The 17,656-nt window shown below is 72.4% G+C and carries 18 protein-coding genes and 1 pseudogene; 6 read left to right on the plus strand and 13 right to left on the minus strand.

The features are described 5' to 3' along the window. The first annotated feature begins 36 nt into the window (after positions 1-36). From O7628_RS29995 to O7628_RS30005, 3 genes are all read left to right on the plus strand, one after another. Positions 37-765, plus strand: coding sequence for a hypothetical protein (locus tag O7628_RS29995; protein WP_278135738.1), 729 nt, complete (start codon positions 37-39; stop codon positions 763-765). Between the two features lie 539 nt (positions 766-1,304). After that, complete coding sequence (locus O7628_RS30000) at positions 1,305-1,817, plus strand: DUF6529 family protein (protein WP_278136444.1); 513 nt, start codon at positions 1,305-1,307, stop codon at positions 1,815-1,817. 109 nt (positions 1,818-1,926) lie between these two features. Then, the gene (locus O7628_RS30005; RefSeq protein WP_278135739.1) at positions 1,927-2,466 is read left to right on the plus strand and encodes a Rieske (2Fe-2S) protein; all 540 of its coding nucleotides are present in this window, start codon (positions 1,927-1,929) and stop codon (positions 2,464-2,466) included. A gap of 86 nt (positions 2,467-2,552) precedes the next feature. On the opposite strand, the gene tatC is transcribed toward O7628_RS30005, so the two are convergent. Next, complete coding sequence (gene tatC, locus O7628_RS30010) at positions 2,553-3,506, minus strand: twin-arginine translocase subunit TatC (protein ID WP_278135741.1); 954 nt, start codon at positions 3,504-3,506, stop codon at positions 2,553-2,555. 18 nt (positions 3,507-3,524) lie between these two features. Beyond that, positions 3,525-3,842, minus strand: a complete 318-nt coding sequence (tatA, locus tag O7628_RS30015; RefSeq protein WP_074477176.1) for a Sec-independent protein translocase subunit TatA — start codon at positions 3,840-3,842, stop codon at positions 3,525-3,527. Positions 3,843-4,167: 325 nt separating this feature from the next. On the opposite strand from tatA, the gene O7628_RS30020 reads away from it, so the two are divergent. After that, the gene (locus O7628_RS30020; RefSeq protein ID WP_278128730.1) at positions 4,168-5,082 is read left to right on the plus strand and encodes an IS5 family transposase; all 915 of its coding nucleotides are present in this window, start codon (positions 4,168-4,170) and stop codon (positions 5,080-5,082) included. On the opposite strand, the gene O7628_RS30025 is transcribed toward O7628_RS30020, so the two are convergent. From O7628_RS30025 to O7628_RS30035, 3 genes are read right to left on the minus strand one after another with little or no spacing between them, the layout of a single operon-like run. Then, positions 5,079-5,327 (minus strand): hypothetical protein, encoded by a 249-nt coding sequence (locus O7628_RS30025; RefSeq protein WP_278135742.1) that lies wholly within the window; start codon positions 5,325-5,327, stop codon positions 5,079-5,081. The two genes, O7628_RS30020 and O7628_RS30025, sit on opposite strands and share 4 nt — an antisense overlap. Positions 5,328-5,337: 10 nt before the next feature. After that, positions 5,338-6,387 carry a YafY family protein gene (locus O7628_RS30030; RefSeq protein WP_278135744.1) on the minus strand — a complete coding sequence of 350 codons (1,050 nt, stop codon included), beginning with the start codon at positions 6,385-6,387 and terminating at the stop codon, positions 5,338-5,340. Continuing rightward, positions 6,384-7,382 carry a WYL domain-containing protein gene (locus O7628_RS30035; protein WP_278135746.1) on the minus strand — a complete coding sequence of 333 codons (999 nt, stop codon included), beginning with the start codon at positions 7,380-7,382 and terminating at the stop codon, positions 6,384-6,386. Before O7628_RS30035 ends, O7628_RS30030 begins: the two co-directional genes overlap by 4 nt. Before the next feature lie 134 nt (positions 7,383-7,516). Here O7628_RS30035 and O7628_RS30040 point away from each other — a divergent pair, with 134 nt between their 5' ends. Together O7628_RS30040 and O7628_RS30045 are read left to right on the plus strand one after the other, a co-directional pair. Then, positions 7,517-8,494 carry a cation diffusion facilitator family transporter gene (locus O7628_RS30040; protein WP_278135748.1) on the plus strand — a complete coding sequence of 326 codons (978 nt, stop codon included), beginning with the start codon at positions 7,517-7,519 and terminating at the stop codon, positions 8,492-8,494. A 45-nt stretch (positions 8,495-8,539) separates the two neighbouring features. Next, on the plus strand, positions 8,540-9,625 hold the full coding sequence (locus tag O7628_RS30045; protein ID WP_278135750.1) for a DUF3866 family protein: 1,086 nt from the start codon (positions 8,540-8,542) through the stop codon (positions 9,623-9,625). Between the two features lie 82 nt (positions 9,626-9,707). On the opposite strand, the gene O7628_RS30050 is transcribed toward O7628_RS30045, so the two are convergent. From O7628_RS30050 to arc, 8 genes and pseudogenes are all read right to left on the minus strand, one after another. Further along, on the minus strand, positions 9,708-9,896 hold the full coding sequence (locus tag O7628_RS30050; protein WP_178065175.1) for a hypothetical protein: 189 nt from the start codon (positions 9,894-9,896) through the stop codon (positions 9,708-9,710). Between the two features lie 68 nt (positions 9,897-9,964). Then, a complete protein-coding gene (pafA, locus tag O7628_RS30055) occupies positions 9,965-11,323 on the minus strand; it encodes a Pup--protein ligase (protein ID WP_074477170.1) in 1,359 nt (452 codons plus the stop codon). 256 nt (positions 11,324-11,579) lie between these two features. Then, a pseudogene (prcA, locus tag O7628_RS30060) lies at positions 11,580-12,272 on the minus strand (proteasome subunit alpha); the annotation flags it as partial. 62 nt (positions 12,273-12,334) lie between these two features. Further along, positions 12,335-13,174: a proteasome subunit beta gene (gene prcB, locus O7628_RS30065; protein ID WP_043968823.1), complete on the minus strand. Its 840-nt coding sequence runs from the start codon at positions 13,172-13,174 to the stop codon at positions 12,335-12,337. Beyond that, on the minus strand, positions 13,093-13,779 hold the full coding sequence (locus tag O7628_RS30070; RefSeq protein ID WP_278135755.1) for an endonuclease VII domain-containing protein: 687 nt from the start codon (positions 13,777-13,779) through the stop codon (positions 13,093-13,095). The genes prcB and O7628_RS30070 overlap by 82 nt, the downstream gene beginning before the upstream one ends. Before the next feature lie 22 nt (positions 13,780-13,801). After that, positions 13,802-14,017 (minus strand): ubiquitin-like protein Pup, encoded by a 216-nt coding sequence (locus O7628_RS30075; protein ID WP_036375672.1) that lies wholly within the window; start codon positions 14,015-14,017, stop codon positions 13,802-13,804. 107 nt (positions 14,018-14,124) lie between these two features. After that, on the minus strand, positions 14,125-15,642 hold the full coding sequence (gene dop / locus O7628_RS30080) for a depupylase/deamidase Dop (RefSeq protein WP_074477165.1): 1,518 nt from the start codon (positions 15,640-15,642) through the stop codon (positions 14,125-14,127). Positions 15,643-15,815: 173 nt separating this feature from the next. Continuing rightward, positions 15,816-17,597 carry a proteasome ATPase gene (gene arc / locus O7628_RS30085; protein ID WP_278135759.1) on the minus strand — a complete coding sequence of 594 codons (1,782 nt, stop codon included), beginning with the start codon at positions 17,595-17,597 and terminating at the stop codon, positions 15,816-15,818. Positions 17,598-17,656 lie beyond the last annotated feature (59 nt).

Genomic DNA, 17,656 nt, shown 5'->3' on the forward strand with positions numbered 1-17,656 from the left:
GCCAACCCCGTACGTTCCGGTGAAGGGAGCTGCCCCATGAAGCGCATGACCCCGCTGCTGACGCTGGTGACCGGAGCCGGAATGGCGGCCGTGCTGTTCGCGATGAGCGCGCAGGCGGCGCCGACGGCCGCGCCGCCGAAGGCGGACGCCGCGCCCCCGGCCAGCGCCGCCGACGCGCCGCCGGCGCCGTCCGGGAGCCAACCGCCCGAGCTGTCCCCGGGTGCCTCGGCGCCCCCGTCGGCGGAACCCGGCGCGACGGACGTCCCGGCCGCCGGCACGCCCGAACAGAAGGTGGACGCGAGCTGGACCGGCCGCCTGAACAACGGCGCCAGCATCGCCATCACCTCCCGCGACGGCGCCGCCGAGGCGTACGTGTGCGACGGCAAGGACATGGAGCTGTGGCTGCGCGGCACGGCCGCCGACGGAAAGCTCGCCCTCGACGGCAAGAACGCGAAGCTCACCGGGACGTTCGACGGCTCCGAGGCGACCGGCAAGCTGACCATCGGCGGCGAGACGACCACGTTCACCGCGAAGGCCACGGCGGGAACCGCCCCCGTGGTCTACCGGGCGACCCCGCAGCTACGGGACGCCGGGGTCGACGGCGGCTGGATCCTGCGGCCCGACGGCACCCAGATCGGCGTGCTCACCTGGAACGGTCGGCCGATCCCGGCGCCGCCGCTGGACCCCGCGTTCGGCACCACGATCGTCGAGGGGCTGACCGTCACCGCCCGGCCGGTGATCCCCGCGCCGGAGCCCGGCCGGTGACCAGCGGCGACTGGCGCGCCGGCACGGACGTCGCCCCGGCCGGCGACGACTGGGACAGCGGCACGAAGGCCCCGCCCCGCGTCGACTGGGACACCCCGCCCGAGGTCGACGTGTGGGGCGGCGACGCGGACAGCGCGCCCCGGGCCGCCGCCCGGGACGGCGGGAGCGCCGGCCCGCGGGCCGGCGGGTGGATCGGCGACAGCGGTGACGCGCCGCGCGCCGGCAGGCCGGGCCGTGGCAGCGACGACCTGCCCCGCGCCGGGGCGTGGGGCGACGGCCCGGACACCGGGCCCGAGGTCGACGTGTGGGCCACCGGGACGGGTGCCCGTCCCGGTGGCGACCGGTGGGACACCGGCCGCAAGAAGGCGCGGCCCGAGGTCGACACCTGGCCCACCGGCCGCGCCGGCGGGCCGGACGCCGACCGGTCCCGCGACGACCGGGGCCCCGGCGACGACGATCGGGGCCTGCGGGTGCTGCCCGACCCCGCCGCGTTCGCGGCGCGGCTCGCCGCCGAGACCGAGCCGGCCCGCACGGCCTCGCTGCTGCTGCCGGTGCTCGCCGGCGCGGCGGTCGCCGTGGCCACCGGCGTCTACGCCAAACTGCACCAGCCCACCGGCATCGCCGTCAACGTCGCCGGCTTCACCGGGCCGATGCAGGTGAAGGTGTGGCTGGGCAGCGGCGCGATGGCCCTCGCCGTGGTGCAGGTGCTGTCGGCGCTGGCGATGTGGGGGCGGCTCGGCGGCTTCCGCCCCTCCTGGGCGGGCGTCGCCCACCGCTGGTCCGGCCGGCTGGCGTTCCTGCTCGCCGTGCCCGTGGCCGTGCACTGCCTGTACGCCCTCGGCTTCGCCGCCTACGACCTGCGCACCCTGGCGCACTCCCTGTTCGGCTGCTTCTTCTTCGGCGTGTTCACCACGAAGATGCTGGCCCTGCCGAAGCCGGGGCTGGCCGGCTGGGTGCTGCCCGTCACCGGCGGGGCGGTCTTCGTCGCCCTCACGGCGATCTGGCTGACCTCGTCGCTGTGGTACTTCACCACCTTCGGGGTCACCCGGTGACGCCACCCGGCGCCGCCGGCAGGCCGCCGGCAGCACCGACCGCGTCCCGCAGGGCGGCACCGACCACGGGCCGCCCGTCGACGCCGACCGCAGCGAGGAGGACCACCCGATGACCGAGGAGCACCGGCCCTGCCCGTCCCGGCGGGCCGTCCTGTGCGCCACCGGGGCGGCGGGCGTCACCGCCCTGCTGGCCGGCTGTCAGACGTACGGGCAGCCCGTCGCCGCGCCGGTGGCGGCCGACCCGCCCGGCGGCGACGCGCCGGCCAGCGGTGACCCGGTGGCCGAGCCTGCCGGCAGCGGCGACCCGGCCGACGCCGACGCCCCCGGCGAGGCTCCCGACGACGGCCCCGCCGGTGGGCAGGTGGCGGCGCTGGCCGCCGTGGCCGACCTGCCCGTCGGCGGCGGCCGGATCCTCGCCGACCGGGGCGTGGTGCTGACCCGGCCGACGCAGGATACCGTCAAGGCGTACTCCGCCACCTGCACCCACGCCGGCTGCACCGTCACCCGCGTCGACGGCGGCACCATCGTCTGCGGCTGCCACAACAGCACGTTCGACATCGCCGACGGTTCGGTGCGCGGCGGGCCGGCCGGCTCGCCGCTGCCGCCGGTCGCGGTGTCGGTCCGCGACGGCCAGGTCCTGCTCGCCTGACCACGACCACGGCGACCCGGTCGCCCCCGGCACGACGAAGGCCCGCCCCGAGCACATCGGGGCGGGCCTTCGCGTCGTCAGCCTCGTCAGGTCATGTCGTCGTAGCGGCGGTCGATCGGCGCCGGCGCGGCCACCGGCTCCGGGACGCCGATCGGGTCGACGGCCTCGATCCGCTGGCTCGGCGGCACCCGGTCGTCGTTGAGCTCCAACGGCGACACCTCGTCGTCGGCGATGCCGGCGTAGATCTCCTTGCCCCGCCCGCGCCGCTTGTCGTTGAGGAACGCGACACCCACGGCCACGAAGTAGAGCAGGCACAGCGCCGCCGCCAGCAGGGTCATGCCGAACGGCCCCGGGTCGGGCGTGGCGATCGCCGCGAAGGCGAACGAAATGAAGATCACCACACGCCACCAGCTGAGCAGCCGCTTCGCGCTGGCCACCCCGGTGAAGTTGAGCATCAGCAGGATCAGCGGGAACTCGAACGCCACCCCGAACAGCAGGATCATGTTGGTGACGAAGGAGATGTAGCGGGTGACCTCCAGCTGGGTGGACAGGCCCGTGACGCCCGACTCCATCAGGAACGCCAGGCCCTTGTCCACGACCAGGTAGGCCAGCAGCGCGCCGCCGGCGAACAGCGGCGCGGCGATGGAGACGAAGACGTAGGCCCACTTGCGCTCGTGCCGGTGCAGGCCGGGGGCGATGAACGCCCACAGTTGGTAGAGCCAGACCGGCGCGCCGATGATCAGGCCGATCCACAGCGCCAGCTTCAGCTTGAGGATGAAGCCGTCCGCCGGGGAGAGCTGGAGGAACTGTTGGCAGTTGCCGAGCGCGTCGGTGGCCCCCGGCAGCCGGCAGTAGGGCTGCTTCAGGAGGTCGAACGCCGGCTGGGCGAGCAGAAAACCGCCGATCAGGCCCACGACGATCGCCAGCGACGCCCGGAACAGCCGGGAACGCAGCTCACGGATGTGGTCCATGAGCGTCATGGAGCCGTCGGCGGCCTGCTCGAACTTGCTCGGTCCGCGTTTACGAAGGGCGAAGGCCACGGTGGTCGGGCCCCTCGGTCAGTGGTCGCGGACGCGCTGCACCGGGTCGATGACCGGCTGCTGCGGAGCCTGCGGCGGGGCGTACGGCTGCTGCTGCGGCTGCGCGTACGACTGCTGGGGCTGCGCGGCGTTCGGCGGCAGCGGCTGGTAGCCGGCCTGGGCGTCGGCCTTCTCGGCCAGATCGCGGTCGTCGTCGTGCAGGCTCTTCGTCTCGGCCTTGATGATCCGCAGCGAACGGCCCAGCGAGCGGGCCGCGTCGGGGAGCCGCTTCGCGCCGAAGAGCAGGATCATCACGACCACGAGTACGGCGATGTGCCACGGCTTGAGGGCACCCATGGGAAGCTCCAGTCGCTCTGTGTCGTCGTGGGGGTGTTTCCGGAGCCCATCGTACGTCCGTCGAGGGCCGTTGCCACCCGCCGGACGCTGGTGGTTTCGACCGGCCGGTGAAGTGTTGACCAACTTCGCGCGTCCCGTCAACCATTCGAACCGGGATCCCACCTGCGGGTACCCGCCCCGCGCCGGCCGCCGGGCCCGCGCGCAGCGGCCCGGGTCGATCTAGGCCGTGTTTCGTAGCGGTCGACGGCGTGGCGGTGGTCGCTAATGGGAGAGGTCTCCGGTAGTTGGTTCAGCGACCAAGCTAGAACTTCACACCGGAGACCTCGTGCCGAGCGTAGCGGCAGCGAGGCGACATGACCTGACCGACGTGCAGTGGGCGGTACTCGAGCCGTTGCTGCCTGCGGGAACGGGTCGTGCTCGGCCGCGCAGATGGACCATGAGAGTGATCATCGACGGGATCCGGTGGCGGGTCCGGACCGGGTCACCGTGGCGGGACGTCCCCTTGCCCTACCCGCCGTGGCAGACCCTGTACCGGTGGTTTCGACGCTGGCAGCGTGATGGCGTCTGGTCTCAGATTCTCACCTCGTTACAGGCCAGCGCGGACGCGGCGGGGTTGATCGGCTGGACGGTGAGCGTGGACTCGACCATCAGCCGCGCCCATCACCACGCCGCTGGGGCCCGCCGCGACGGTCAGGCGCAGAAAGAGCCCCCCGGTGGTGTGCAGACCGAACCGGCAGACCACGGGCTCGGCCGGTCGAGGGGCGGCTGGACCACCAAGACCCATCTGGCCTGCGAACAAGGCCGCAAACTGATGGCCGTGGTGGTGACCGCCGGACAACGCGGCGACAGCCCACAGTTCATCCCCGTGCTGGCCAGGCTCCGCGTCCCCCGCGCCGGTGGCGGCCGGCCCCGGACCCGCCCCGACATGGTGCTGGCAGACAAGGCATACACGTCCAAGGCCAACCGAGCCCACCTGCGATCCCGCGGCATCCGCGCGTGCATCCCGAGCAAGGCCGACCAGGACGCGCACCGCAAGGCCAAAGGCTCCAAAGGCGGACGTCCGCCCGCCTTCGACCCCGACCTCTACCGCCTGCGTCACGCCGTGGAGTGCGGCATCAACCAGCTCAAACAACACCGCGCCATGGCCACCAGGTACGACAAACTCGCCGTGCGCTACGAAGCCACCCTCACCATCGCCGCCATCAACCAATGGCTCCGAGCCCTACGAAACACGGCCTAGTCGCCGCGCTTCGCCTTGATCACGGCCAGGCGGCGCTGGGTGAGCTCCACCTGCCCCTGCATCGCCTCCGCGCGCTCCTGCAACGCCTCGGCCGACACCCGCAGCGCCTCCGCCTCCGCCTGGCGGCCCTGCAACGCCATCGCCGCCCGCCGCAGGCGGGGCAGCCGGGTCAGCACCGGCCGCACGGCCAGCCCCAGCACCACGAACGCGAACAGCACCACCGCGACCACGATCCACTTCACCACGGCGGCCAGCCTACCGGGGCGACGCGGCCCCCGCCGGAGCACCCGACGGCGCGCCGTCCGGGCTGGCGTACGCCTCCAGCGCGGCGACCGCCTGCGCCCGCACCTGCTCGGCCAGCTCCGCCGGGGCGACCACGGCCACCCCCGGGCCCAGCCCCAGCACAAACCGGCGGGCCCAGCCCAGGTCGGTCACCCGCAGCGACACCAGCCACTGGTCGCCGTCGCCGCGCTCGACCCGCTCGCACGGATAGTATTCCGTGATCCACCGCTCGCCCCGGCCGATCCGCAACGTGATCAACGGCAGGTCCGGCGACGGCCGGAACACCCCCTCGGTGAGGTCGTGCGGGCGGGCCTGCGGCGGCGCCGCCGCCGGCTCGTCGAGCTCGACGACCGCGTCGATCCGGTCGGCCCGGAACAGCCGGACCTCCTCCGCGCGGCGGCACCACGCCTCCACGTACGCCCGGCCGCCCACCATCAGCATCCGCAGCGGGTCGATGATCCGCTCGGTCGTCTCGTCCCGGGCCGGCGTGTAGTAGGTGATCCGCAGCGCCCGGCCCCGCCCCACGGCGGCCCGCAGCTGCTCCACCCGCCGGCCGTCCGCCTGCAGGCGCACCTCCACCGGGGCGCCGACCAGGTCGCCCGCCGCGTTCTCGATCTTCGCGAGGGCCCGCTCCACCGCCTCCCGGTTGGTCACCCCCGGCGTCTCGGCGAGCATCCGCAGCGCCACCACCAGCGCCAGCGCCTCGTCGGGGGTCAACCGCAGCGGCCGGTCGATGCCCGCGTCGTAGGTGATGGTCACCCGGTCGCCGTCGAACGCCATGTCGATCAGGTCACCCGGGCCGTAACCGGGCAGCCCGCACACCCACAGCAGCTCCAGGTCCTCCCGGAGCTGCCGCTCGGTCACCCCCAGGTCACCGGCCGCCTCGGCGATCTCGATCCCCGGCCGGGCCAGCAGGTAGGGCACCAGGTTGAGCAGCCGGGCCAGCCGGTCGGCCGACGCCCGGTTGCCGGCGGCGCGCGGGCCGGTCGGGCGGGCGGCGGGACGGGTCGCCGGGCGGGTCATCGGGCACCTCCGGTCACGGTCAGCTCGTCGTGCCGGGCGGCGATCTCCTTGAGCCGCTGGATGACCGCCTCGCGCACCTCCGGCGGGTCGAGCACCCGCACGTCCGGGCCGTACCCCACCAGCTTTGCGGCCAGCGACTCCGCGTCGGCGTACGGCAGGACCAGCCGGTCCCCCGTGGGCCCGGAGCCGCTGTCCACCGCCCAGCGGCGCAGCCCCGCCGCGCGGCCCGGACGGACCAGGACCGTCGCCCGGCCCGTGCGCTCCACCGGCCCCGACCAGCGCGCCACGTGGCTGATCAGATCCTGCCCCGGCGGCGGCTCGTAGCCGCCCGGGGCCCCGACCACCCGGACCGCGCCCACCACCCGCGACAGCCGGAAACAGCGGGTCGCCACCCGGTCCAGGTCGTGCCCCACCACATACCACCGGCCCCGCCAGCAGACCACGCCCCACGGCTGGACCCGGCGGCGGGTCGGATCGTCGCGGTCGGGCACGCGGTAGTCGAAGCTCACCTCGCGGCGGTCCCGGGCGGCGGCCGTCAACGGCGCGAACGCCGGGTCGACCGTCACCATCGGCTCCAGCCCCAGCGTGGCCTGCGGGTCCACGTCCACCCCGGCGGCCCGCAGCTTAGCCAGCCCCGACGACGCGGCGGCCGCCAGCCCGGCGTGCTGCCACAACCGGGCCGCGATGCCCACCGCCGCCGCCTCGTCCGGCTCCAGCGGGATGTCCGGCAGCGCGTATTCCCGGTGGGCGATCCGGTAGCCCGGCTCCGAGTCGAAGACGCTCGCCGTCCCCGTCTCCAGCGGCACCCCCAGCTCACGCAGCTCCGCCTTGTCCCGCTCGAACTTGCGCTGGAACGCTTCGTGATCCTTCGCGTCGTCCGGATCGTGCTCGTAACCGGGCACGGTCGCGGCGATCTGCGCGGCGGTCAGGAACCGTCGCGTCGACAACAGGCAGATCACCAGGTTGACCAGGCGTTCGGTGCGGGTCCGCGACACGTGTGCACGCTAGCAGCCCGCGCCGCGCGGGCGCGCACCCAATCCGGGCGCGTCGCGGCAACGCCACAACACTCACCCTGGGTGACCACAAGGGCACCGCAGCGGGCCGCGTCCGGCGGCCATAGGGTGACCCCATGCCCGAAGCGGACGTCAAGACCGAGAGCGTGGGCACCGTCGTCGTGGCCGGCGCGGCGAACCTCGCCATCGCCGTGGCCAAGCTCGTCGCCGGGCTGATCTCCGGCTCCGCCGCGATGCTCTCCGAGGCCGCGCACTCCGTCGCCGACACCACCACCGAGGCGCTGCTCTACCTCGCGCTGCGCCGCGGCGCACGACCCGCCGACGTCCGCCACCCCTTCGGGTACGGCAAGGAGAGCTACGTCTGGGCGTTCCTCGCCGCGCTGTTCACCTTCGTCGCCGGGGCCGGCTTCGCCATCACCCACGGCGTCACCACCATCCTCGTGCACGAACACAGCGGCGACTACCTCGTCGCGTACGTCGTGCTGGCCGTGTCGTTCGCCGTCGAGTCGGTCTCCCTGGCCCGGGCGACCCGGCAGATCCGCGCCGAGTCGCGCCGCTGGAACACCACGCCGAGGCGGTTCCTGAGGCTCACCGCCGACACCACCGTCAAGGCCGTCTTCCTGGAGGACAGCGCCGCCCTGATCGGCCTGCTGCTCGCCGCCGTCGGCCTCGGCCTGTCCCACCTCACCGGCGACGAGCTCTACGACGGCCTCGCCTCCATCGCCATCGGCCTGCTGCTGCTGGTCGTCGCGATCACCCTCGCCAAGGCCAACATCTCGCTGCTCGTCGGGCGCTCCGTGCCCGAACGGCTGCGCCACGAGATCGCGGCGGAACTCGACGGGCTGCCCGCCGTCGAACGCATCGACACCCTGCTCACCATGCAGCTCGGCCCCGAGGACATGCTCGTCGCCGCCAAGGTCGACTTCCGCGACGACGCCACCGGCGCCGACATCGAGGCAGCCGCCGACGAGGCCGAGCGCCGCCTCACCGCCCGCTACCCCGAGATCGGGTACGTCTTCCTCGACCCCACCCCGTCGCGCCCCGAGACCCGCAACCGGCGCACCCGGCACATCCAGGACGAGCCGCCGCGCTGACCCCGCCGCCGCGCCCCGCGCCCGGCAACCGCTAGCGTGCACCGCATGGTGCGATGGCGGGCGGGAACCGTGACGGCGCTACGGCGCGAGTGGACCGGCGCGATCGAACTCGACGTCACACTCGCCGACGGCGCCACCATGCGGGCCCTGGCCTACCCGCACCTCGTCGGCCGCCCCGCCCCCGGCGACCGGGTGCTGCTCAACGCCGGCGCGCTGCTCATGGGCCTCGGCACCGGCGGATACGCCCTCGTCGTGGCCCTGCCCGACCGGCTGCCGCCCGACCCGCCGCAGGCCGGCGACACCCGCGACGCCGGGCACCTCGTCAAGGCCCGCTACACGCCCCTGCAACCCATCCTGCTCGGCGTCGACGAGGAGGCCAGCCCGTACCACGCGACGCTCGCCGCCGCCGAGGACGTCGCCGGCCTGCCCGTCGTCACCGCCGACCTGCACTCCGCCCTGCCCGCCATCCTCGCCGGCATCCACGCCGACGCCCCCGACGCCCGCGTCGCCTACCTGCTCACCGACGGCGGCGCGCTGCCCGCCTGGTTCTCCCGCGCCCTCGACGGGCTGCGCGGCCGGCTCGCCGGCACGATCAGCGTCGGGCAGGCGTTCGGCGGCGACCTGGAGGCCACCACCGTGCACAGCGGCCTGCTCGCCGCCCGGCACGTGCTCGCCGCCGACGTGGTCATCTGCGCCCAGGGCCCCGGCAACCTCGGCACCGGCACCCGGTGGGGCTACTCCGGCGTCGCCGTCGGCGAGGCCGTCAACGCCGTCGCCGCCCTCGGCGGGCAACCCGTCGGCTCCCTGCGCATCTCCGACGCCGACCCCCGCCCCCGGCACCGGGGCGTGTCCCACCACAGCCTCACCGCGTACGGCCGCGTCGCCCTCGCCCCCGCCGACCTCGTCGTGCCCGCCGGCCTGCCCGCCGCGCTGGCCGACGACGTCGACGCCGCGCTCGCCCCCCTCGCCGGGCGGCACCGCATCGTCCGGGTCCCCACCGACGGGCTCGACGCCGCACTGCGCGCCAGCCCCGTGCCCCTGTCCACCATGGGCCGCGGCCTCGACGCCGACCACGCCTACTTCCTCGCCGCCGCGGCCGCCGGCCGGCACGCCGCCGCCCTGGCCCGCTGACCCCGCCGCGAATCCGGTTCGGGCGGGGCGGCGGTCAGGCGGTCTGCGGCCACGGCCGGGCGGCGGCGCGCGGCGGACGCCCTCAGGCCAGGAAGATCAATGCCAGCCAGCCGCCGACGAGCACCACCAGCGCCACGGCCAACACCCACGTCGGCACCGTGTACTCGCCGCGCCGGTTCCGCTCCACCTCCGCGCGGATCTTCTCCCGGCGGCGGTCGATCCAGTTCAACTTCTCGGCGCCGCGCTCGCGCCCCGGAGGTTCAGACATCATGGCAGCGCCAGCCTACCCGGACGGCCCCCTCCCGCCGCGACCAGCGCCGCACGAGGGGGCCCACCGGATCACATGCTGGCGATCAACCGCTCCACCCGCTCGTCGTACGCCCGGAACGGGTCCTTGCACAGCACGGTGCGCTGCGCCTGGTCGTTGAGCTTCAGGTGCACCCAGTCGACCGTGAAGTCACGCCGCTTCTCCTGCGCGTGCCGGATGAACTCCCCCCGCAGCCGCGCCCGCGTCGTCTGCGGCGGCGTCTCCTTCGCCTCGAAGATCTCCGGATCCGTCGCCACCCGGTCCACCTCCCCACGCCGCTCCAGCAGCCCGTACAGGCCCCGCCCGCGCCGCAGGTCGTGATACGCCAGGTCCATCTGCGCCACCCGGGGATGCGACAACGGCAGGTCGTGCTTGCGCTGGTACCGCTCGATCAGCCGCAGCTTCGACACCCAGTCGATCTCCCGCGACACCGGCTCCAGGTCACCGGTCTCCACCGCCCGCAGCACCCGACCCCACAGCTCCACCACCCGCTTGGCCGTCTGGTCCCCGCCCCGGCGCTCCACGAACTCCGTCGCCTTCGCCAGGTATTCCTGCTGGATCTCCAGCGCGCTGACCTCCTTGCCGGAGGCCAGCCGCACCTTCCGCCGGCCCGTGATGTCGTGCGACACCTCGCGGATCGCCCGGATCGGGTTCTCCAGCGACAGGTCCCGCATCACCACCCCCGCCTCGATCATCCGCAGCACGATGTCCGCGGAACCGACCTTCAGCAGCGTGGTGACCTCGTTCATGTTCGAGTCACCCACGATGACGTGCAGCCGCCGGTACCGCTCCGCGTCCGCGTGCGGCTCGTCCCGGGTGTTGATGATCGGCCGGCTCCGGGTCGTCGCCGACGACACCCCCTCCCAGATGTGCTCCGCCCGCTGCGACAGGCAATAGACCGCGCCCCGGGGCGTCTGCAACACCTTGCCCGCCCCGCAGATCAACTGCCGGGTCACCAGGAACGGAATCAGCACGTCCGCCAGCCGGCCGAACTCGCCGTGCCGGGACACCAGATAGTTCTCGTGGCAGCCGTACGAGTTCCCCGCCGAGTCCGTGTTGTTCTTGAACAGGTAGATCTCACCCGCGATGCCCTCGTCGTGCAGCCGCTTCTCCGCGTCGACGAGCAGCCCCTCCAGGATCCGCTCCCCCGCCCGGTCGTGGGCCACCAGGTCCACCACCGAGTCGCACTCCGGCGTCGCATACTCCGGGTGGGACCCCACGTCCAGATAGAGCCGGGCACCGTTGCGCAGGAACACGTTGCTCGACCGGCCCCACGACACCACCCGACGGAACAGGTACCGCGCGACCTCGTCGGGGGACAGCCGCCGCTGCCCACGGTAGGTGCAGGTGACGCCGTACTCGGTCTCAAGGCCGAAGATTCGCCGCTCCATGAGTTGACATTAGTCCTCTCCGGCCCCGAATGGGCAGGGCTGACCACCCGGACACACACGACCGGCCACCCATCTGGGTGGCCGGCCAGGTGATCACTGTCGTCGAACGGTCACGCCCGGGCGTGTCGGACCCGCGCTACCCCTCCAGGTCCGCCGAGCCCGCCGACGTCGTCGGCTTCCCCGCCTCCTGCGTCGGCGTCGCCGGAGTCTCCGGACGCTCCTCGGTCGCCGGCTCCGTCGACTCCTCCGCCTCGGCGTCCAGCAACGCGGTCAGGGCCGCGCCGGTGATCCGCCGGAACGTCCGGCCCTTGCGGTGCCGGTCCAGGACCGCCACCTCCAACTGGTGCGCCGCGATCGTCCGCGCCGCGCCGCCCTCGCCGCCGACGCTGCCCAACGCCGCCACGGCCACCCGGACCGCCTCGCCGAGCGACATGTCCGGCCGGTGCTGCGACTTGAGCACACCGGAGATCGCCTCGGCCTGCCCGCCCATCGCCATCCGGCCCGGCTCGTCGTTGACCGAACCGTCGTAGGTCAACCGGTAGAGCGCGTCGGCCTCCGGCGTCGCCCCCACCTCCGCCACGCAGATCTCCACCTCGAACGGCTTCGACTGCTCGGTGAAGATGGCGCCGAGGGTCTGCGCGTACGCGTTGGCCAACGCCAGACCCGTCACGTCCCGCCGGTCGTAGCTCAGGCCGTTGAGGTCGGCCATCCGGACCCCGGCGCGACGCAGATTCTCGAACTCGTTGTACCGGCCCACGGCGGCGAAGCCGATCCGGTCGTAGATCTCACTGACCTTGTGCAGGGTGCTGGAGAGGTTCTCCGCGACGAAGAGCACCCCGCCGGAGTAGCTCACGACCACCGCGCTGCGGCCCCGGGCGATGCCCTTGCGGGCCAGCTCGGAGCGGTCGCGCATGATCTGCTCGGGCGAGGCGTAGAACTGCATGGCCACGGCGGCGGTTCTCCTTTGGGCGCTGTGCTGACGACGACTGCTGACTGGGGCGGAGGCGGGGCTCAGCCGCCCGGGTTCTCCATCCGGCCGGCCACCACGGCCTCGGCGATCGCGGCCGTCTCGGCGTCGGTGAGCCGGTGCGTGCCCTCCGCCGTCGCCGTCATCACCACCGGGTAGATCCGGCGGGTCAGGTCCGGGCCACCGGTGGCCGTGTCGTCGTCGGCCGCGTCGTAGAGCGCCTCCACCGCGAGCCGCACCGCGTCGTCGACCGACAGGCCCGCCCGGAACCGCTTCTTCAACGCCGACCGCGCGAAGATCGAACCGGAGCCGATCGCGTCGTAGCCGGTCTCCTCGTACGGGCCGCCGGTGACGTCGAAGCTGAAGATCCGCCCCGCCCGCGCCGGGTCGGCGGCGGCCAGGTCGAACCCGGCGAACAGCGGGATCACCGCGAGGCCCTGCATGGCCGCGCCCAGGTTGCCCCGGATCATCGACGCCAGCCGGTTGGCCTTGCCGTCGAGCGAGAGCATCGCGCCCTCGATCTTCTCGTAGTGCTCCAGCTCCACCTGGAACAGTCGCATCAGCTCGATGCCGATGCCCGCGGTGCCCGCGATGCCGACCAGCGAGTACGCGTCGGCCGGGTGCACCTTCTCGATGTCCCGCTGGGCGATCAGGTTGCCCATGGTGGCCCGCCGGTCGCCCGCCATCACCACGCCACCGGCGGCCGAAATGGCCACGATGGTGGTCGCGTGCGGCGCCAGGTCGGCGGCCATGCCGGGCGGCAACGGCCGACGGCCGGGCAGCATCTCGGGGGCCACCCTGCTCAGGAAAGACGTGAAGGACGACGTCCCCGCGTTGGTGAACGCATCTGGTAGACGCCCGGATGGATCAAAGCCCGCTGCCACGTGGTTCCTCTCAGGTACGTGATCGCCCTGGCCAGTCTCGTAGGACTGTCACGGAACTGGCCAAGACCGCCGTTGCAGTTGAAGCAGAGTATCCCGCGCACCCAGCCGGTGCGATGATCGTGGTCCAGATGTTGCGGGTCCGCGCCGCCGCAGATCGCGCAGACCCCGCCCTGCTCGGCCAGGAGCTCCTGGAACTCCTTCTCGCCGATCCCATAGCGCCTACGCAGGTGATACTCGCGAAACCCGCCGTGCAGCCGGCGCTTGCTTTCCTTGCCCTTCTCATTGTGGCAGGGCTTGCAGTACCTGCCGTAGCCACCTCGCCCAGCACGGTTACGTGGAAACTCGCCTAGGGGCTTGATAGCACCGCAGTCCGGGCAGCGCCGATGTCCGTCTGGCACCGTGGGCACCTGTTTGACGTCGCGACCGTGCTTCTCCTTCAGCCGCTTCGCATAGCTTGCGCGCGAGCGGACGTTGAAGCACGCCTTGCAGTAACTGCCGCGACCGGAAGGTCGCTTGCTGTTCGCGCAGAACTCTTCGAGCGCCTTCCATGCGCCGCAGTCGCGGCAGCGGCGCAGTCCGTCGCGATCGCCAAGCGGCAAAGGCATGTCCGAATTGCCCCACTATGCCCTATTCGCCCCCTTTCTGCACATAGCCCCTCACGAACTCTTCTGCGTTCTCCTCCAGGACGGAGTCGATCTCGTCGAGCAGGTCGTCGACGTCCTCGGTGATCTCGGCGTGCCGCTCGGCGACCTCCGGGTTCGCCTCGGTGGTGACGTCCTCGATCTCCTCGCCCTGCCGGGCCTTGCCCGACTGCGACTGCCCGCCGCTGTCACGAGTGGCCATTGCTGCCTCCTCCACGATCGTCTCCGACGAACTTACCTCGCGGAGGCGACGAAAAGCCCGCCGCGCGCCGGCTTGGCGCGGGGCGGGCTTTCGGGCGCTCGGCAGGGTCAGCCGCCGGTCAGCGTCTCCAGCAGGTCCTTCGCGCTGACGCACCGGTCGAACAGCGCGCCGACGTGCTTTCGGGTGCCCCGCTCCGGCTCCATCATCGGCACCCGCACCAGCGACTCCCGGCCCACGTCGAAGATCACCGAGTCCCAGCTCGCGGCGACCACCTCGGAGGCGTACTGGGCCAGGCAGCGGCCCCGGAAGTAGGCCCGGGTGTCCTCCGGCGGCTCGGTCATCGCCGTGCGGGTCTGCTCGTCGGTCAGCAGCGTCTTCATCGACCCGCGCTGCACGAGCCGGTGGTAGAGGCCCTTCTCCGGCCGCACGTCGGAGTATTGGAGGTCGACCAGTTGGAGCTTGTGCGAGCCCCAGCCGAGCTTCTCCCGCTCCCGGTAGCCCTCCAGCACCCGCAGCTTCGCCACCCAGTCCAGCTCGTCGGCGCACTCGAACGCGTCGCGGCCGAGCCGGTCGAGCACGCTCTCCCAGCGGTCGAGCACGTCGGCGGTCTGCTCGTCGACGTCGGCGCCGTACCGGTCGTCCACGAAGGAGCTGACCCGCTCGAAGTAGGCCCACTGCACGTCCAGGGCGGTCAGCCGCCGCCCGTCGCGCAGCCGCATCAGGTGCTTGAGCGACGGGTCGTGGCTGACGGCGCGCAGCTCGCCCACCGGGTCGGCGATGCCCAGGTCCGGCCCGAGCGCCTTCTCCTCGATCATGGTGAGGATCAGGGCGGTGGTGCCGACCTTGAGGTACGTGGAGATCTCCGACAGGTTGGCGTCGCCGATGATGACGTGCAGCCGGCGGTATTTGTCGGCGTCGGCGTGCGGCTCGTCGCGGGTGTTGATGATGGGCCGCTTGAGCGTCGTCTCCAGGCCGACCTCGACCTCGAAGAAGTCGGCGCGCTGGGAGATCTGGAAGCCGCTGGCGCCGCCGTCCTGGCCGATGCCGACGCGGCCGGCGCCGCAGACGATCTGGCGGGTGACGAAGAACGGCGTCAGGTACGCGACGATGTCGGCGAACGGCGTCTGCCGGCGCATCAGGTAGTTCTCGTGGGCGCCGTAGCTGGCGCCCTTGTTGTCGGTGTTGTTCTTGTAGAGGTGGATGGGCTGGGTGCCCGGGATGGTGGCGGCCCGGCGGGCCGCCTCGGCCATCACCCGTTCGCCGGCCTTGTCCCACCGGACCACGTCGAGGGGGTTGGTGACCTCGGGGGTGGAGTATTCGGGGTGGGCGTGGTCGACGTAGAGGCGGGCGCCGTTGGTGAGTATGACGTTGGCCAGCCCGAGGTCCTCGTCGGCGAGCGCCTCGGCGGGGTCGTACGCGGCGCCGGAGTAGGTGAAGCCGCGGGCGTCGCGCAGCGGCGACTCCTCTTCGTAGTCCCAGCGGGCCCGGCCGCCCCGGTTGAGTTCGGGGCGCGCCCCGTAGGCGTTGACCACCTGGGAGGAGGTGACCATCGGGTTGGCCCCCGCCTGGCCGGGCACGGAGATGCCGTACTCGACCTCGGTGCCCATGATCCGTCTTACGCTCATCAACCTACCCGCTTCGCTCGCCGACCCGGTCCCCCGTCACGTCGAGCGTAGTCCGCGCCGCGCGGTGCGGGGGTGCGGCGGGCGGCCACGTCGGGGCGGTGTCGTGCCGGGCACGGGTACGCGACGGGGCCCGCGACGTCGCTGTCGCGGGCCCCGGGCGTGTCGTCGGGGGTTTACAGGTATTGGCCGGTGTTGCTGGCGGTCTCGATCGACCGGCCGGCCTCGGTGCCCTTGCCGCCGGAGACGAGCGTGCGGATGTAGACGATCCGTTCGCCCTTCTTGCCGGAGATGCGGGCCCAGTCGTCGGGGTTGGTGGTGTTGGGCAGGTCCTCGTTCTCGCGGAACTCGTCGACGCAGGCGTCGAGGAGGTGCTGCAGGCGCAGGCCCTTGCGGCCGGAGGTGAGGAACTCCTTGATCGCCATCTTCTTGCCCCGGTCGACGATGTTCTGGATCATCGCGCCGGAGTTGAAGTCCTTGAAGTAGAGGACTTCCTTGTCGCCGTTGGCGTAGGTGACTTCGAGGAAGCGGTTCTCCTCGGTCTCGGAGTACATCCGCAGGACCACCGCGTCGATCATGGCGGCGACGGTGGCCTGGGCGTCGCCGCCGTGTTCGGCCAGGTCGTCCGGGTGCAGCGGCAGCCCGGCGAGGATGTACTTGGAGAAGATGTCCTTGGCCGCCTCGGCGTCCGGCCGCTCGATCTTGATCTTCACGTCGAGCCGGCCGGGGCGCAGGATGGCCGGGTCGATCATGTCCTCCCGGTTGGAGGCGCCGATGACGATGACGTTCTCCAGCCCCTCCACGCCGTCGATCTCGCTGAGCAGCTGGGGGACGATCGTGTTCTCCACGTCGGAGGAGACGCCGGAGCCGCGGGTGCGGAAGATGGAGTCCATCTCGTCGAAGAACACGATGACCGGCGTGCCCTCGCCGGCCTTCTCCCGGGCCCGCTGGAAGATCAACCGGATGTGCCGCTCGGTCTCGCCGACGTACTTGTTGAGCAGCTCCGGGCCCTTGATGTTGAGGAAGAAGCTGGTGTGCCTCTCCTTGCCGAGCCGCTCGGCGATCTTCTTGGCCAGCGAGTTCGCCACCGCCTTGGCGATGAGCGTCTTGCCGCAGCCGGGCGGGCCGTAGAGCAGGATGCCCTTGGGCGGGCGGAGCTGGTGCTCACGGAACAGGTCCGCGTGCAGGAAGGGCAGCTCCACCGCGTCGCGGATCTGCTCGATCTGCGACTGGAGGCCACCGATGTCGGTGTAGTCGACGTCGGGCACCTCCTCCAGGACCAGCTCCTCGACCTCGCTCTTCGGGATCCGCTCGTACGCGTACGCCGAGCGGGGCTCGATCATGAGCGAGTCGCCGGCCCGGATCGGCGAGCCGATCAGGGTCTCGGCGAGGTGCACGATGCGCTCCTCGTCGGAGTGCGAGACCACCAGCGCCCGGTCGCCCGGAGCGCCCTCGGGACCCGCGAGGATCTCCTTGAGCATCACCACCTCGCCGACCCGCTCGAACCCGAACGCGTCGACGATGTTGAGCGCGTCGTTGAGCAGGACCTCCTGGCCACGTCGCAGCTCCGCGACGTCCAGCGAGGGAGAGACGGCCACCCGGAGCTTGCGCCCCCCGGTGAACACGTCCACCGTGCCGTCCTCGTGCGCTGCCAGGAAGACACCGTAGCCACTCGGCGGTTGCGCGAGGCGGTCGATCTCCTCCTTGAGCGTCACGATCTGCGCTCGGGCCTCCTTGAGAGTGCTCACGAGCCGTTCGTTGTTCTCGGTCAGCCGCGCCAACTGTGCCTGGGTGGCCGCCAGCCGCTCTTCGAGCTGCCGGACGTGTCGGGGGCTTTCGGTCAACTTGCGCCGCACCAGAGCGAGTTCCTCTTGAAGGAACGCGACCTGCGTGGAGAGATCGTGGGCCTCCTTCTCCCACCGTGCGGCGCGCGAGTCCGCGTCGTCGCTGCGTGCCACGTCCCACCTCCCCGGGGGGCTTGAACGTTCTGCCCTAACACTAGCCGCTATGAGGCCGA

The organism is Micromonospora sp. WMMD956, from assembly GCF_029626125.1.
GTDB lineage: Bacteria > Actinomycetota > Actinomycetes > Mycobacteriales > Micromonosporaceae > Micromonospora > Micromonospora carbonacea.